This is a genomic window from uncultured Ruegeria sp., from assembly GCF_947489545.1.
GTDB lineage: Bacteria > Pseudomonadota > Alphaproteobacteria > Rhodobacterales > Rhodobacteraceae > Ruegeria.
On record NZ_CANLDZ010000018.1, the window covers coordinates 15,270 to 30,712 of the forward strand.

The following is a 15,443-nucleotide window of genomic DNA, read 5'->3' on the forward strand; positions in this document are numbered from 1 at the left end:
GTACTGTCCCGGGTAAGCCTCTGTAAACAGAGAACGATGGAGGGCCTTCAACATGACCTTGGAATTTTGGACAGTAAGTGGCGCGCCCAGCCCGTGGCGCGCAGCACTTGGAATGGCTTTCAAGGGGCTGGATTATGACGTCCACATGCTCTCTGCCCAGCAGGAGGAGCATAAGTCGGATGCCTACCTCGTCATTAACGGCAGGGGCACGGTCCCGACCTTGAAGGAGGGTGACGTGACCCTTGGCCAATCCATCGCGATCTTGGCTTGGCTCGACAGGGAATATCCCGCGCCGCCCTTGTTCGGAAAGACCGCGCTGGAGGCAGGCATGATCTGGCAGCGCACAATGGAGATTTTCGACTATCTGCCGCGCGCAACCAGCGGTGTCCTGTCCCCGATCTTCTTCGAAGCCGCAGACAAGGCAACGGATGATCTAATTGCGGCCAGTAATACTTTGCGGTCCGAACTTGCCGGTCTGGCCAAAATCCTGATCGATGACTCTTTCCTATCAGGTGCCCGTCCGGGCGCAGCAGACGCCGTCGCTTTTCCCCATGTCCGTCTCATCCAACGGGCAATGGAGACGAAACCGCAGATCATGCAAGACCTCGGCTTGTCCGATCTGGCCGCGTTTTCTCCCGAGATCGCCGACTGGGTGCGACGGGTCGAGGCCCTGCCTAATGTCGCGCAAACCTTTCCGCCCCACTGGGCTGAAGCCACTTGAGGACCTCCAAGATGACCACGCAAAGCTACAAGAAATCCATCGAAGTCGCTGCAAGTCCCGCCACGGCCTTCGAGGCGGTGACCCGAGGGGTCGAGCATTGGTGGACATGTCCAGACCAACCTTTGGTCCGTTTGGGCGATCGCGCGAAGTTCACATTTCCTCCGGGCGTGTCTTACTGGACATTCGAGCTGACCGGAATGGATGAGCCATCGCAGGTCGAGTGGACCTGCGTCGACGCCCTGCATATTCACGAAGGTCAGCCAAAAGAGATCGAGGCGGAGTGGCTCGACACCAAGGTCTTGTGGGACATCCGCGGGCACGTCGACGGCACGCAGATCAAGTTACAACATGCAGGCCTTACTCCACAACTGCTCTGCTACGACATTTGCGAAGCAGGTTGGGACCTGTTCTTTCTCGGCAGCCTTAAGCGATATCTGGATACCGGAATAGGCTCTCCACACAAAGGATGAATGCGGAATCTGCCGTGCCAGGCAAACCGATTTCCGGCCCTGAGCTGCCGATGACCGGTAGGTCAAGACTCTGCGGTCGCAGCCCACATAGCCGCCATTCGCCGTATTCGCGAAGTTTAGAAACTATCGAACCTACAGTCTGCGAGACGAAACCGCCTTTTGGGTCCGGCGCAGCAGTTACCACTTCGGGTACATCTCAAAAGCGGTAGGCAACACCATTGGCGATGGTACTGTTTCGCTGTGAGCTTCCGGCATTGCTACTTCGGGCAAAACGATACCGTTTCAAGAAGGCGGTCCGTTTGAGATCGCCTTCCCTAATCTCTTCACGCCGTCTGCAGCTGGTTGGCCCAAAGCAAAGCGAACAGCAACAGCGCAGCGGACACCGCACAAGCCGCTGTGCGAACCGAATTCCAGAAGGTCCAGCGGGGTAGATAGGTGCCTTCCCAATAGGCCCGTGTTGCGTCAATCTGGGCATCCATCCCGGCCAAAGCGTCGTTCATCGGGACGTTGAAAAAGACGGTCACACCAAAACATCCGACAAAATAGATGACCCCAGCGAGCAGCATCAGCGTGCCTGGCTGACCGCCCAGAACCCAACCGCCGTAGCCCGCGATGAAGAGGGACACAGGCGCGAGGCCGATGAATAGGACCATGAATATCCAGCGGAACACCTCTCGGTTGATGGATTGCATGACTTCAACGCCTCCGGCACCGCCGGTGAGGGCGAGCGACCGCATCACGAAATCGGAAAAGGCCAGAAAGACGCCGCCGACGAGGGCATAGGCGAGAATGGCGAATTGGGTCAGGAAAAAAATCGTGGTGGACATGTCTTTTGCTCCTCTTTTTCAGAGGAGGCAGGTGGCCTGCGCCACCCACCTCCCGGTGTGTGTGGGTTAGGCGGCGCTTGGCCAAGCGCCGGCAGTCATGGCGGTTTGGGCGAATTCCGCGAAGTCGCGGGGTTTGCGACCCAGGGCCCGTTCAACCCCGTCCGCTATATGGGCGTTGCGCCCGTCCAGCGTTTCGCGGGCAATCGTGGTGAAGACGTCGGCGACAAATGTGTCGCCAGAGGCCGCGACATTGGCGTGGAAGTCCTCAAACGTGATCGGCAGATGCTGGATGGGGCGGCCCAATGTTGCGGTCAGGACATCGGCCATCTCCGCGAAGGTCATCAGGCGTGGACCGGTGACCTCGTAACGTTCGCCTAGGTGCCCGTCTTCGGTCAGCGCCGCGACAACCACGTCTGCGATATCGTCAATGTCGATGATCGGCTCTGCGATATCGCCGCCGGGCATGGGAAGGACGCCGCCCAGAATTGGGTCGCGCAGGTAACCTTCGGAGAAATTCTGTGCAAACCATGCAGACCGCACGATCGTAAAGCCGAGGCCAGAGTTGCGGATCACATCTTCCCCCATGCTAGCGAAGTGTTCACCCCGGCCTGACAGAAGCACGATGTGCTGCAGGCCGGTGTCGAGGGCGACCTTCGCGAAAGCCTCCAGCTTTTCGATGGCGCCGGGGAAGGCCAGGTCGGGGAAATAGGTGACATAGGCCTTGGAGACACCAGTCAGGATTGGGCCCCAGGTGCTTTGATCTTCCCAATCAAATGGGGTGTCGGACCGCCGTGCGCCGCGCCGGACGGACGCACCTTTGGCTTCGAGTTTTGTTGCGACCCGTGATCCGGTTTTGCCCGTTGCGCCGATGACGAGGATATGTTCGTTTGACATAGTTTTCTCCTGTGGTGAGCCGTGGGCCCACCCTGTTTGTGTGGTTCAAGACGTGTTGTTGTGGTGGCTGCGGCTTTTAGAGAAACAAGGCCGCCGCCCATCCCATCGCGATCAAACAAAACAGCGATGTGAAGTAGATCAGGTAGAATTGAATTTGCATGCCCCGGTGCGGATACCTGCTACGGGACGCATAGGGAGAGCGATGCATGGCTACGCACTCTCACGGACTTGGCCGACGAGGATCGACCAATCCATGCCCAAAGCACCGTAAACCTCGCCGGCCTGATTGCTGGCGTTATCTGCCAGGATTTCAATCATCAGGCTCGCACCATCGGCCACCACAACACCGGCTTGGGTAAGCCGGACCAAAGCGGTCTCACGCTTGGTCATGTTGAAGGTGCCGCTGGCATCGACGGCGACGTAGGCTTCGAACCCTTCGCGGACGGCGCGCATTGCGGGGAAAGCTGCGCAGACCTCTAGGGATAGGCCCGCGAAGATCAGTTTGGTGCGGCCTGTGGCCCGAATGGCCTCTTCCACCCTTGGATCGTCCCAGGCGTTGACGGTCGTCCGGTCGATAAACGTTTGGTCGGGCAGAGCCTCCTTAAGTTCCGGAATCGCAGGACCCCAGAGCGTTTCAGAGGAGGTTGTGGTTGTTACGATCGGCAGGCCGAGTGCTTTGGCAGATTTCGCCAGACCGACGATGTTGTGCTTCAATTCCGCGATTGTATAGTCGCGCACGCCGGTCATCAGACCGACCTGATTGTCAACAAGCACCAAGGCGGCATTGTCGCGTGTCAGTGGGGTTGGATTATAGGCATTGGTCATTGAATTCTCCTTTTTGGGTTGGGGGCTTTAGTCAATTGATCCAAGCCGACCTTCGCGATAGGCGGCTTCGACTGCGTCAAGCTCTGCCGCGTTGCCCATGGCGTACGGGCCCCGTTGAACAAATGCCTGGCGTAGGGGGTGACCTCGAAACAGGATGACATGTGCCCCGCGTTCGGAGGAAAAAGAGATGTCGGTGGCCCCGGCAAAGGCGATGGCTTTGCCCGGTTGCAGTTCTGTTGCGCCCGCATTCCAGGTGACGCTGGATGTCCCTTTGATGGGAAGGATCCAGGCGTGTTCATCAGGGGTGCCGTGGTGGGTGAAAGTCCCATCGGACTGAAGGGAGATATCTAGCAGCGTAAGCGAAAGGTCCGGTACGGCCAGACCTGCGATCCCATGACTTTGACCAAGGATCAGCCGCGCCGTACTGCAGTCACCCGTCAGTTTCGGGATGCCCTGCGCCTTCAGGTGAAAGGCAGACGGCGCATCATGCCGGTGATCGGTGGGTAAATTGACGAAGACCTGCAGTGCGTGTGTGCGGGCGCCCGGGCGGGGCGCCTCGTTATGAATCGCGCCCTTTGCGGCTTTGAACCAGTAGAGATCGCCCGGTGCCAGATCTAGGTCATTACCGACAGAGTCGCGATTGTGGAACGCGCCGTCGCTGTCTTCGAACACAACCGTCACAGCAGATAGGCCAGCGTGGGCATGGGTGCCGAAGGTCGGCTTCGTCATGACGAAGTGATCGACCATGATCAGGGGATCCATCAGGCCGCCGAAGTCCGTATGTTGGTAGCTTTGGGCCGCAAACCCGTCACCAATAGTTATCTTACGGCCGTCGCTTTGGGCGTGGGTTTCGCAAGGGACGCCTGCGAGCTTATCAATCAGTTGCGTGGTCATGTCATACTCTCGCTTTTGTTGCATTGAGAATATGAGAGAGACGATGAGCCGAAAATCGGGTAAAATCAGAACCAATCGTTCTACTGGTAGGACAATAAGAGGTGCGCTGTGGATCTCAATGACGCGTTCTATTTCGTCCAGGTGGTTGAAAAAGGTGGCTTTTCAGCGGCAGCGCGGTTTCTGAACATCCCGAAGTCGCGTTTGAGCCGCCGGGTGAAGCAACTGGAAGATGACCTCGGCGTGCGTCTGTTGCAGCGGTCATCTCGCGTCGTCACCGCAACGGAGGTAGGTGAGGAGTATTATCGGCACGCGCAAGAGGCGCTTGCACGGTTTGAAATGGCGGAAACAGCAGTCCGTCGAAAAACCAACGCCGTTGCGGGAACGGTGACGGTATCTTGCTCTGTAGGGATGGCGCAGTTTGGCCTCGATCAGATCTTGCCGAAGTTTCTGCAAGACAATCCTAGGGTGACTGTGGTGCAAAGGGCCTCAAACCAAATGGAGGATCTGATCAAGAGCGGGATCGACGTCGCGATCCGCGGGCATATGGACACTCTCCCGGATTCAAGTCTGATCCAAGTAAGATTGGCGCGCGTCGAATGGCACCTGTTTGGGTCCTCCGACTACATTACCAGCCTAGGTTTGGTAATAGATCCAGCTGAACTGGCAAATCACCCTGCGATGGTCCTTGGCCGCCCTCGCGAGACGCATCAGTGGTTGCTGAAAGATGAAGGTGGGCAAACTGCCTCTGTGCCTTGCACCGTCCGGTTCGCGAGCGACGATATGTCAACACTCAAGAACGCGGCGTCGGCGTCGTTGGGACTTGTCGCGCTGCCATCCTACGTTTGCCGGTCGGAAATCGAGGCAGGAACACTTGTGCGCGTTTTGCCGAATTGGACAGCGGGGCGCCCGCAAATTAGTCTGCTGATGCCAACACGGCGCGGCATGCTACCGGCGGTGGAGGCTTTCTTAGATTGCGTCAAGCAAGACCTACCTGCAGTCTTGGCTCGTTGACGCCATTGGATCGAACCAAGAATCATCACCGGCCCCTTCCTGCCGTTGGCCTCCCCTCCCCAATGCTGCGATTGCCCCCGAAAAGCCGCCATTCGCCGCGATGGGTAACGGTTTGGCCGGTTGAACTCACACAACGCGGGATTTTCCTGACTCTCGCTGCGGCTGCACCAATGCCGGCTTCTGACGATTCGGTCTGGTCTAGTTCGCTGAAATACGAGAGGCTTACTGTGGATACTGCGTGGAAAATTTCATGGACCTCAACACCCTCGCACTTTTTGCGCTGACGGAGTTCTTGCTCTCGCTTACGCCGGGTCCGGCAGTGCTGCTGGTAATTGGTTTATCCATGCGGCAAGGGTTTCGCATTGGCTTCATGGCCACGTTGGGAATCCTGTCCACGAACGCAGTATTCTTCACCCTTTCCGCACTGGGTATCGGGGCATTGATAGTTGCTAGCGCCACACTTTTCACCATCATCAAGTGGATAGGTGCAGCCTACCTTGTCTATCTGGGCGTGGGAATGGTCATGCCATTGGCGAAGCACCTTTGGCAAAGGCGATCTTTTGGTGAAGGTCTGGACCTATCAGAAGCAAGAGCCGCTGCACCAAAGGTCCCGCTAACTGCGGCCAAATCATTTTGGCAAGGGTTCGCCCTTCAAGCGTCGAACCCGAAGAACATCTTGTTTTTTGTTGCGATCCTCCCACAATTCATTTCTCCGGATGGAAATGTCGCTACTCAGATGGTCATTCTGGGCGTCGTCTCGGTTCTGTTGGAACTTCCAGTCCTCGTCTTCTACGGCTTTGCGTCCGCGTTGTCTGCGCGCCTCATGAAGGAGCGTGTCATTGAGTGGATCGAAGCGGTAGGCGGTGGCATTCTGATTGCGCTCGGCGGCGCATTAGCATCGTTGCAGCACCGCTCGGGCTAATGTCCACAGTTGCCATTCAGGCGTCATACAGCATCAGGCAGAATGGGCTCTTTTGAGACCTCGGATGCGGCGTGGCATCGACATGATCTGGGAGGCTCAGCGATGCAAGGACGGCCCATTCCGGACTTCGAACCGGCATTCAAGATGCTGCGTTCGCAGCCCACTTTGCGGTCGTTCGCTGCAAGCGCATAGTTTGACTGCTAACGAACACACACATCGCGGAATGTTTGCCACTGGCCGATGAACCGCCTTTGTTGCTAACTTGCCCTTATTCTTTCAGGCAGGGTGTTCGATTGTTCTCGCGTTTCCTCAGTGTGTTTACGGGTGTATTTCTTCACGCAAACATCGCACGCCTGACAACGATTCTGCTTTTCGTGTTCTCTAGCGTATCCGCATTTGCTCAGGTACCCGATCCCGACCTTGATGCCATCGAAGAACATGTCCGTCGAACGCTTGAACGTGATCGCGTACCGGGCGCCGCCATCGCGATTGTCCGGCGGTCGCAGGTTCTGTTCTTGCAGGGTTTTGGTGAAGATGGGCGTGGTCGGCCCGTTCACGAAGACACGTGCTTTGTGATCGGATCAATGAGCAAGGCCTTCACTGCATTGGTTGCGACGCGTCTGATCGAAGCGGGACGCTTGGCGCTCGACAGTCCTGTCGGTGCAACACTGTCCGAACTGTCAGACATGGGCGGTTCCGTCTGGCACGACATTACTTTGCGTAAGTTGCTGACACACACGAGTGGTGTACCAACCCGAACGCCGGACTTGCCGCCGGATACATCGCTCGCACATCACGTTGAGGTTCTTGCGGATGTAGAATTGAATGACCCATCCGCGGCGCGCCATGCGTATTCGAGTGCCAATTATCTTCTCGCGGCACGCATGTTGGAAACGGTCAGCGGCACATCATTCGACATACTTTTGGCGGATCAGGTATTCACCCCGCTCGGCATCGAACAAAGTCGAGCGCGACACGAAGAATGTCGATCCGCGGGCCACCAATATTGGCTCGTCTGGCCCAGGCCTGTTGATCACCCACTCGAACCCGGGCGTCTGGCCACGGCGGGGATAACTGTAAGTGTCTCGGATATGGCGAAGTTTCTCCAGTTCCAGTTGGGTGATGGAACGTGGGGCGAGGAGACAGTCCTCAGCGCAGCAGGTCTTGCTGAGATGCACGACGGGACGGCCCAGGGCGACGGCTTCACCTACGGGTTGGGTTGGCGAAACGCAGATCTGGCCGGAGTTCGAACGGTCCAGCATGGCGGCGTCCTGCCCGGCTTTCGGGGAAAGATGATCCTTCTTCCCGAGCAGGACGCAGCTGTCGTGGTGCTGACAAACGCGTCCTCGGTGTTACCACTGCCGATCCAACCAACCAGCCATCGGCTCGCCAACGATATTGCCCTTCACTTGGCCGGAGGGCCTCTCGGACTACCAAAGCTCGGTTATCGGACCTGGCTGATATTGTTCTGGAGCGGGTTGGGTCTTGTGTTACTCCACCAGTCAGTCACCTTTGTGCGCATTGTGATGGGGCGGGACCCAGCGCGCCATCCGCTTCGAAGTGCAGCCGCCGATATTGTAATGGTGCTCGCGGTCGTTCTTGCTTTGCCTTGGGCTATCGGTCTTTCGCTTCGAAGCATCGTGGTCCAGACGCCGGATCTCACCTTATGGTTGGCGGCAATGTCCACAATGGCGGTCTGCGCCGCCATCATCCGAGTGTTTCGCGCGTGGGCGGACTCGCCACGGGCTCCAGCCTCTCCAGACACATAAACAGCAAAAACCTTCATCGGATCAGAAAAAGGCAATGCAGAGTTACCGTCCTTCGAACTTTGTCATCAGGCTTCGAACACGCGACCGGACTGACGCAGCTTCATCCTCCGACATCCGGTCAAGCAGAGCCCACCTGTCCGAGTGCTTGTCGCACAGTCGACACAGAGCATCGGTGGCCCAAGCGCGGACGAAGGGGCGCGGCGCGTCTAGCAAGGGGTTCAACCATTGCTTCAAAATAGGCTCGACCTTTTGCGGTACTGACATATGGACCAAGGATTGACAAATGTGCAGCTGCGCTTGCCACGCCGTCACCTCGTCAAGCCTAGTTACCAGTCTTTCGACGTCATGTGGCATGAAGTTGTGGCCTTTCTCCACCATGGCCTTGATGATCCAAGTTGCGCCTTCGGACACGACCACTTCTTCATCTGGCACAAGATCGGCCAAACTCGAAAGAAACCATGGCTGGCCCTCATGTCGAGCGGCGATCTCTGAAAGGATCGATGGGTTTCTCCCGTCATAGTCAGTGAGTTCGTTGCGCAAATCATCGATAGTCGCCATCGACACCTTGAATCCTTTCTCAACTGTATCGCGAACAACCCACCATTTTCGCGCATCAAGAGAATTGATGCGTGGGCGTTTGATTGCCTTTGAACCTGTGCAGCAAATCATGATTGTCGAGCTCATGTCGATCAAGTTTGTTTTTTGCACTTCGGAGCCATTCGTTCTTAGTACGGCATCGGAATAACTGGGCTCTTCGCGGTCTTCAGAGGCGGCGCAACCCCGCGCCAAGCAAGCTAACGTTTGGCAGTTTGGGAACGGCCCAAAGGAGACATCCACCCGGGATGTCGGATGCTGCGGTGCGGCCCGTCAGATCTGCCATTCGCTGCTGCGCGAAACCGGGAACCGCTCGAACTCACAATCGGACTTTTGATGCCGTTGGGTCTTTGACGATGGATGTCCGCTTCGAAGGTTAGGGATTAGCATTGTCAACGCGGATCTGTTTCGGTTCTCTACTTTATGCTCAGACACTCTGCTAAAAGGTCAAACACCAGTCGAATTCTGAGATTGGTCTTCAATTCGCGATGTGCGACGAGCCAGGTTTCTATCTCTATCGGTTCAAAGTCAGGATAGGGGTTCTCAAGTTCTGGATAGGCCGCACCCACATCGATCGGCAAAATTCCGATGCCCAGCCCTTTGCGCATCAGTTCCAGGGCCATGGTCACACTAGCGGTGGAGTAGTTAAAATTCGCCACGGTCAGGTTAAGACCGCGCGACGTCATCATCCCCAGCATGTGCTCGGGGTACTCAGCCCCCACGAATTGCAGCTTTGCGATGTCGGCCGGATGAGACGGGCGACCGACCGCATCGAGATATTCTGAGGATGCAAAAAGATGTGCGGTCGTGTCCTTCAGGCGTTTGGCAAACAGGTTTTCGTCCTGCGGACGGGCATGCCGGATCGCGATATCCGCCTCACGCCGTCGCAGGTCGCTTATCTCATTGGACGCGATAATTTCGATTTGAAGATCTGGCGCCCGGGCCTGGAGTTTCTTGAGGATTTCTGGAAGGTAAAATGTTGCCATTCCATTCGTGCATGCAATAGCGACATGCCCCGTGACCGCTTCGGATTGCCCTGTGGCCGCGATAGATGCGCGGTTTGCGGCATCACCCATGCTTCGGAAATGCTCAAGCAACTGCGTCCCGGCTTGGGTCAGCAACAGCGCGCGTGAGGTCCTTTCGAACAGTGTCACACCAAGCGTTTCTTCGAGACCAGCAACCTGTCGGCTTAGGGTGGGTTGAGTAAGCCCAAGTGCCCGCGCAGCTGCAGAAAGCGACCCTTCTTCGGCCGTGGCAAGAAATGCCCGCGCTTGATTCCAGTCAAAAGCTGATCTTTGCCACTCCATAATCTGCGCATACCAGAACTACGGATATATGCAATTTTGTTGCGCCTTAGTGGCAGCTAGAAGGCTGTGAGCAATCCACATTACGCAAGGAAGTTGGTCCCAATGCATATCCGCAGGCAATCGGTCGACGCGTTGATTGATCCCTCAAGTCAGCAGACAATCCCCATGTCCAACTATCGGTTTGGCTCGTGGCAGGTTGTGATCAGCCGACGACCGAGGGCCAAAGGGGACCTGGCCAGACGCTACGATGACGCCTCTCGCAATTGGCAGCGCATAACACGGCGGTACGGGCTTACGGCCGCATACCGAAGATCTCTGGCGGCATCCGGCGTGGGGGCTGCGCTTGGACAAATTGGATCGCGGGCGGAGGTGTTGGATTGCGGTATCGGGAGTGGTGCACTTGCGATTGCACTAAGCAGCATTCTTGTCGCCCCCCTAATGTCCATGGCATTGATCTGTCACCTGAGATGCTGGCGCGTGCAGCTGTTGAGATGCGGCAGGCCGGCCTGATGCCAGAACTGAGGCAAGCCGATATTCTTTCGATGCCATTTGCCGACGCGTCCTTTGACGTGGTGATGGCCGCTCACGTGATCGAGCATCTTCCGGAACCCCAACTTGCGCTGAGAGAGATGATGCGTGTGCTTAAACCGGGCGGTATGCTCTTTGTTTGCATGGTGCGGCGATCCTGCTTTGGTGCATTCATTCGGATGCGGTGGCGGACCTGGGCGATTTCGGAACGTCAAGGCATCGCTTGGCTTGGCGCATGTCATCTGGAAAACATCGGGTCCCAGCCCGTTAACCTCGGGCCCTTCGCAGGCCAAGCTAGCACCGCATTCTGGGCGCATCGCCCGGGCGGACCGGAGCACATTCCTGAGATCGATGCCGTAACAACAAATCGGGGGATCGAGTCATGAGGGGTCTTCAAAATTCTGAATGGGCGATCCTTGTCTTCATCATTGCCTATTCATTCATACCGACTTTTGGCGGCCTGTTCCGCGTGCTCGAACTAGCGGGCGGTCCTGCCATCATGCCCGCAAACCTGCGGGCCTCGGCAATGCCTCTCCCGATCATTCTGCACATTCTCAGCAGTTTTCTATTCCTTCTTCTAGGCGCACTCCAGTTCCTGCCGAGCATCAGGACAAAGCATCCGGCGGTCCACCGGATTTCTGGCCTAATTGTCGCGGTGGCAGGGTGCATTTCGGCGGGAAGTGGCGTATGGATGACGCACGTCTACGGCTTTCCGGTCAGCCTTCAGGGGCGTTTGCTTTATTGGGTGCGGATCACCCTCGGCTTGCTGATGATAGGTTTCATCGTCTGGGCCATTCTTGCCATTCGGTCACGCAATCTCGTTCGGCATAGAGCCCTTATGCTGCGCGCCTACGCAATCGGCCAAGGCGCGTCGACGCAGACGTTCATCGGCATTGGATGGATAATCCTCTATGGAACAGAAGCAACAGGACCACTGCGGGACGTGCAAATGGTGTCTGCCTGGGTAATTAATTTGCTGATCGCCGAAGCTTTGATCTGGACTATCTTTGTACCAAAGCGCCGGTTGGCGGCCCACGCCTTTCAAAAGAAGCCACTCAGAGTAGGACATTAAAGTGATCGGCTATATGACGATAGGGACCAATGATCTGGACCGGGCAATCGCATTCTATGACGCGTTGTTGGCAACAATTGGAATTCAGAGACTTTGGCAGCACGGGGGCATGGCAGCATGGGGCCCGTCGCGGGCCGAAACCGCACTGTGCCTGGCACGCCCTTTTGACGGGTTGAAGGCAAGCATCGGAAACGGCGTCATGGTCGCACTCAAGGTCGACTGCGCCAAGCAGGTCGATGCCCTTCATGCCAAAGGCATCGCACTTGGTGGCAAGAACGAAGGCGACCCGGGACCACGCGATGAACACGGCGCATATGTTGGATATTTTCGCGATTTAGATGGGAACAAGTTGAACGCCTACGTCCCTGCAGCGATCCAACCTTGTTGAGTGAGTTGGAAGTGAGAGACCTACCTGCTATCGATTTTGTTCGGTTAACCGAAGTCTCGCTGGAGGACATCGTTTCGCACATGAATGACCCCCGAGTGGCAGAACACATGCCGCTCTTGACGTCGGAATGGACGCACAAAGACGCCAAAGACTTCGTAACCAAGAAAGAAGAAACCTGGCAACGTGATGGACTGGGGCATTGGGCCATCCTAAGTGACGGAGTTTATGTCGGCTGGGGAGGTTTTCAAAAAGAAGGCCAGGATTGGGATTTTGGCCTCGTTCTCAAGCCGGACAATTTTGGTCTGGGGATGTCAATATTTCGAAAGGCCTTTGAGTTCGCGGAGGCAGACAAGCGCATCGATTTCATCACGTTTCTACTTCCTTTTTCCCGCAAGAACTTGGGTGTGATGTCCCGCGTCGGGGCAGAATTCATCGGCAATACTGAACAAGACGGTGAAGCATTTAAGAGGTATCGACTTGATACAATTTGACGGCCCATTTCAGTTACGTGCGCAATGCAAAAGCCCCAGCAGACTTGGGCCGCTGTGTAAGAACTGCTGCAATAAGAGCTCCAACTGAATTCGGGCAACCGCAGCATCACTCCGGAACGCCCGTCCCGCTTAACAGAGGGCGGCCCGAAGCTGCCCTTTATCATCCGGTCTAGCGCTGCGGTGCTGCTTTCGCGTTGCGGACATTTGCTTTCACTGAATCAATGTCAGGGCCAACTTTTGACAAGTTCGACGTCTATCGAATGTTGATATTGAGAATATTGATTGGAAGAAGCTTGGTATCTTCAATTGCTCTTTTTGTTGATGGAGACAACATCAGCCCTTGTTATGGCGAAGAGATAATGACCTTCGCGCAGCAATTGGGACGTTTGGATGTGTCCCGCGTGTACGGTGGCGCACATCCGGCCTCAGATTGGATGGCAGCTGCGGGTTTTCGCTTTATCCACGCAGGGCGAGGAAAGAATGGTGCGGATATTTTGCTTACCATCGACGCTATCGAAGCGTGTCAACTCAGTGAGATTCGGACGTTCGTCATAGCAACATCTGACGGGGACTTTTCCCATCTCGCTTATCGACTTCGTGAGCGCGGGGTTGAGGTGTATGGTCTTGGCGAAGACAAGGCGCCAATCTCGTTCCGTGCGGCTTGTACCGGATTCTCGACCTTGTCCTCTAAACTTAATGTCATGCCACCGAAGACAATCATTCAGCGAGGGGATAGCCCATCCAAGCTGGACGAAAAAATCCGTGCAATGATCGCCAGTCACAGCAAAAATGGACAAGGTATGCGAATTTCGGAGCTGGCACCTAAAATGCACTCTTCGCATGGTGTGAAGATTAGTTCATATCCCGAACGGACTTGGCGCGCCTATCTTACGAAGCGTCCAGATCTCTACCAGCTTGACCCACGCGGACCAGAGGCGAAGGTTAAGTTTATGCCTCAAGGTTTTGGCAACTGAGCGGACGGCCCTTTGCTGCCGTTCACTTCACGGTCACAATGCTGCGGTCGCCGCCCGCTTTCCCGACATTCGCTGCATGTGCGAAATCCAAGACTGCTCGAAGTCACAGTCGCGGACTTTGCGGTCGTTCGCGCTTTGAATGCAATTGCTCGTCATCCGAGAGCGTTCTAGGTTAATGGCGACCGATCAACACCAAAATTCGGACCACAAAATGCCCTACACGCTCGAAGTTCTTGACCAGTTCACCAACAGGGCGGAAATCGAAGCGTTGCTTCGTGAGTATCTCGACTGGGCCGTCCCGCTCTTCAATCAGCAAAACAACCTTGATGTCGATGTCAACGTGGCGCTCGCAGGCGCGTTTTCTGACCTTGCAATGTTTTTGCCGCCGGACGGATGCACGGTCTTGGCCCGAGATGCATTGGGAGTAGCAAACGCAGTTGGCTTTTCTCAGAAAATCCGCCCTGGAGCCGTCGAAGTCAAACGTCTCTTTGTACGTCCGGCCGCGCGCGGTGAAGGTCTTGGGCAAAGACTGATACTGAAACTGGTCGATGAAGCGCGCAAGGCCGGGCATTCTGAGATGTATCTCGACACTGCCGATTTCATGTCTTCTGCTCATACGCTCTATCGGTCGTTGGGCTTCCGCGAAATAGACGGGTATCCAGAAGCGGAGCATCAAAGGGACGTGTCTCCACACGTGATTTACATGGTTCTGGCACTCGATTGAGAAGTGTTTAAGATAAACCTTTTTCGATCCGTTTTGGGCTTATTTTGTTGAAAAACTCTTCCTTGCTCGACGGATGAACTCCTGATTCAATTCCCATATTGATTGGGGGATTTGGCGATGTTGGGACCGAGACAGGAAGCGCAGGCAGCACTGTTTTATGAGTTCTCCCTAGAGGACCACGTGCCACAAGGTCACTTACTGCGGTCAATTGATCGGTTTGTCGATCTTGGCAGCATCCGGACATACCTCGCCGACTTTTATAGCCACACAGGCCGTCCTTCGATTGACCCTGAGCTGCTGATCCGCATGCTACTAGTGGGGTATTGCTTCGGCATCAGATCCGAGCGGCGGCTCTGTGAAGAGGTCCATTTGAACTTGGCGTATCGCTGGTTTTGCCGTCTCGATCTGTCTGATCCCATCCCCAACCATTCCACGTTCTCCAAGAACAGGCACGGGCGCTTCCGCGAGAGCGAACTGCTGCGCCATTTATTCGAGACCAATGTAACGCGATGCATCGCGGAAGGCCTTGTCAGCGGCCAGCGGATGGCGATTGATGCCAGCTTGATCGAAGCGGATGCAAACCGGCAGTTCTCGGCACCAAAGGAAGAATGGGATACTAAGCGCATCGATGTGGATGCGGCCCCACGTGCTGTTCGCGAGTATCTCGACACCTTGGATGAGGCGGCGTTTGGTGCTGCGAGCGAGGTCCAGCCAAAGTTCACATCCTTCTCTGATCCAGCGAGCCAGTGGACAGCGGTCCGCAAAGGCCCAGCATTCTTTGCATATTCTGACAACTACCTCATCGATACCGATCATGGTGTCATCGTTGATGTTGAAGGCACCAAAGAGTGAACTTTCGCTCCGCAAATTCGGCACTATATTTCTTATTATCATTACTATGAGCTTCATCGAAGCATCGCGAAGTGCGTACAACAACGCAACATTTCTTTCATCAAGCTTTGCCGAAGAAACGACATAGCTTAATGTGATCGCTTGGGTCACTCTTCCACAGGAAACGATAAAATACCTGTG

17 protein-coding genes and 1 pseudogene are annotated in these 15,443 nt (G+C 55.8%); 12 read left to right on the forward strand and 6 right to left on the reverse strand.

Annotated elements, in window-relative coordinates; translation table 11 throughout:
• Positions 1 to 52: 52 nt before the first annotated feature.
• Both Q1B13_RS20240 and Q1B13_RS20245 read left to right on the forward strand, forming a co-directional pair.
• On the forward strand, positions 53 to 721 hold the full coding sequence (locus Q1B13_RS20240; RefSeq protein ID WP_299083921.1) for a glutathione S-transferase family protein: 669 nt from the start codon (positions 53 to 55) through the stop codon (positions 719 to 721).
• An 11-nt stretch (positions 722 to 732) separates the two neighbouring features.
• Positions 733 to 1,191, forward strand: a complete 459-nt coding sequence (locus Q1B13_RS20245; RefSeq protein ID WP_299083924.1) for an SRPBCC domain-containing protein — start codon at positions 733 to 735, stop codon at positions 1,189 to 1,191.
• 323 nt (positions 1,192 to 1,514) lie between these two features.
• Here the strand turns inward: Q1B13_RS20245 and Q1B13_RS20250 are convergent, their stop codons facing one another.
• From Q1B13_RS20250 to Q1B13_RS20265, 4 genes are all read right to left on the reverse strand, one after another.
• Positions 1,515 to 2,018 (reverse strand): anthrone oxygenase family protein, encoded by a 504-nt coding sequence (locus tag Q1B13_RS20250; protein WP_299083927.1) that lies wholly within the window; start codon positions 2,016 to 2,018, stop codon positions 1,515 to 1,517.
• A 66-nt stretch (positions 2,019 to 2,084) separates the two neighbouring features.
• Complete coding sequence (locus tag Q1B13_RS20255) at positions 2,085 to 2,912, reverse strand: NmrA family transcriptional regulator (protein ID WP_299083930.1); 828 nt, start codon at positions 2,910 to 2,912, stop codon at positions 2,085 to 2,087.
• A 210-nt stretch (positions 2,913 to 3,122) separates the two neighbouring features.
• Positions 3,123 to 3,737, reverse strand: coding sequence for an isochorismatase family protein (locus Q1B13_RS20260; protein WP_299083933.1), 615 nt, complete (start codon positions 3,735 to 3,737; stop codon positions 3,123 to 3,125).
• A 27-nt stretch (positions 3,738 to 3,764) separates the two neighbouring features.
• Positions 3,765 to 4,631: a pirin family protein gene (locus Q1B13_RS20265; RefSeq protein ID WP_299083936.1), complete on the reverse strand. Its 867-nt coding sequence runs from the start codon at positions 4,629 to 4,631 to the stop codon at positions 3,765 to 3,767.
• Between the two features lie 108 nt (positions 4,632 to 4,739).
• Between Q1B13_RS20265 and Q1B13_RS20270 the strand changes: the two genes are divergently transcribed.
• From Q1B13_RS20270 to Q1B13_RS20280, 3 genes are all read left to right on the forward strand, one after another.
• Positions 4,740 to 5,642 (forward strand): LysR substrate-binding domain-containing protein, encoded by a 903-nt coding sequence (locus Q1B13_RS20270; protein WP_299083939.1) that lies wholly within the window; start codon positions 4,740 to 4,742, stop codon positions 5,640 to 5,642.
• 250 nt (positions 5,643 to 5,892) lie between these two features.
• Complete coding sequence (locus Q1B13_RS20275) at positions 5,893 to 6,564, forward strand: LysE family translocator (RefSeq protein WP_299083941.1); 672 nt, start codon at positions 5,893 to 5,895, stop codon at positions 6,562 to 6,564.
• A gap of 293 nt (positions 6,565 to 6,857) precedes the next feature.
• Positions 6,858 to 8,333, forward strand: a complete 1,476-nt coding sequence (locus tag Q1B13_RS20280; protein WP_299083944.1) for a serine hydrolase — start codon at positions 6,858 to 6,860, stop codon at positions 8,331 to 8,333.
• A 42-nt stretch (positions 8,334 to 8,375) separates the two neighbouring features.
• On the opposite strand, the gene Q1B13_RS20285 is transcribed toward Q1B13_RS20280, so the two are convergent.
• Both Q1B13_RS20285 and Q1B13_RS20290 read right to left on the reverse strand, forming a co-directional pair.
• Positions 8,376 to 9,017, reverse strand: a complete 642-nt coding sequence (locus Q1B13_RS20285; RefSeq protein ID WP_299800337.1) for a hypothetical protein — start codon at positions 9,015 to 9,017, stop codon at positions 8,376 to 8,378.
• A gap of 326 nt (positions 9,018 to 9,343) precedes the next feature.
• Positions 9,344 to 10,234, reverse strand: a complete 891-nt coding sequence (locus tag Q1B13_RS20290; RefSeq protein ID WP_299083950.1) for a LysR family transcriptional regulator — start codon at positions 10,232 to 10,234, stop codon at positions 9,344 to 9,346.
• 377 nt (positions 10,235 to 10,611) lie between these two features.
• On the opposite strand from Q1B13_RS20290, the gene Q1B13_RS20295 reads away from it, so the two are divergent.
• The 7 genes and pseudogenes from Q1B13_RS20295 to Q1B13_RS20325 form a co-directional block, all read left to right on the forward strand.
• A complete protein-coding gene (locus tag Q1B13_RS20295) occupies positions 10,612 to 11,148 on the forward strand; it encodes a class I SAM-dependent methyltransferase (RefSeq protein ID WP_366871121.1) in 537 nt (178 codons plus the stop codon).
• Positions 11,145 to 11,834: a DUF2306 domain-containing protein gene (locus tag Q1B13_RS20300; RefSeq protein ID WP_299083957.1), complete on the forward strand. Its 690-nt coding sequence runs from the start codon at positions 11,145 to 11,147 to the stop codon at positions 11,832 to 11,834. Before Q1B13_RS20295 ends, Q1B13_RS20300 begins: the two co-directional genes overlap by 4 nt.
• Position 11,835: 1 nt before the next feature.
• Positions 11,836 to 12,222 (forward strand): VOC family protein, encoded by a 387-nt coding sequence (locus Q1B13_RS20305; RefSeq protein ID WP_299083960.1) that lies wholly within the window; start codon positions 11,836 to 11,838, stop codon positions 12,220 to 12,222.
• A complete protein-coding gene (locus Q1B13_RS20310; RefSeq protein WP_299083963.1) occupies positions 12,219 to 12,713 on the forward strand; it encodes a GNAT family N-acetyltransferase in 495 nt (164 codons plus the stop codon). The genes Q1B13_RS20305 and Q1B13_RS20310 overlap by 4 nt, the downstream gene beginning before the upstream one ends.
• A gap of 260 nt (positions 12,714 to 12,973) precedes the next feature.
• Complete coding sequence (locus Q1B13_RS20315; protein WP_299800340.1) at positions 12,974 to 13,687, forward strand: NYN domain-containing protein; 714 nt, start codon at positions 12,974 to 12,976, stop codon at positions 13,685 to 13,687.
• A 211-nt stretch (positions 13,688 to 13,898) separates the two neighbouring features.
• Positions 13,899 to 14,411 (forward strand): GNAT family N-acetyltransferase, encoded by a 513-nt coding sequence (locus tag Q1B13_RS20320; protein ID WP_299083969.1) that lies wholly within the window; start codon positions 13,899 to 13,901, stop codon positions 14,409 to 14,411.
• A gap of 117 nt (positions 14,412 to 14,528) precedes the next feature.
• A pseudogene (locus Q1B13_RS20325) lies at positions 14,529 to 15,254 on the forward strand (transposase); the annotation flags it as partial.
• Positions 15,255 to 15,443 lie beyond the last annotated feature (189 nt).